Origin of the sequence: Flavobacterium soyae (assembly GCF_021245985.1) — a bacterium.
GTDB classification, from domain to species: Bacteria; Bacteroidota; Bacteroidia; order Flavobacteriales; family Flavobacteriaceae; genus Flavobacterium; species Flavobacterium soyae.
This window is the reverse complement of the sequence record NZ_JAJQXA010000044.1, coordinates 1-427: the sequence shown is the minus strand read 5'-3', so window position 1 is coordinate 427 and position 427 is coordinate 1. Positions and strand designations below refer to the sequence as shown.

At 41.0% G+C, this 427-nt stretch carries 1 protein-coding gene; it reads right to left on the bottom strand.

All coding sequences use genetic code 11. The features are described from left to right. The coding region (locus LUU93_RS21510; protein ID WP_311202644.1) for a linear amide C-N hydrolase at positions 1-410 on the bottom strand (410 nt) is incomplete at its 3' end. Positions 411-427 lie beyond the last annotated feature (17 nt).

The following is a 427-nucleotide window of genomic DNA, read 5'->3' as shown; positions in this document are numbered from 1 at the left end:
TCAAATATTGCATTATCTCCTGTCGGGTCTGAGATGGACAAATGAAGCGTTGCTTTTGGACCTTCTCCTGGCATTGAACCTGTCATAAGAACAAAAGGCTCTTTTTGCAATGCAATTACAGCTTCATTTACTGTAGCATAATTATCCAATACGTATTGTACCCATCCTGCCATAGACAATTTGGCTTTTTTTCCGTCCCATTGTGGGTATTTGGATTCTGCAAGCCAAAGCAAATTTGCAACAAGTCCTTTTTCATTCATCCCATCTGTTGCTGCCATATCATAGACTGCAGATATAACACTTCCATATTTAGATGTCCATTTAATAGACTGAGGGCCTTCTTCTCCCGTGCGCTCAATACCTCTGGGTAATATCCACAGATTGGTATGAAGATCTGAGCTCCAATCCATTGATCGGGCAGTAAGTA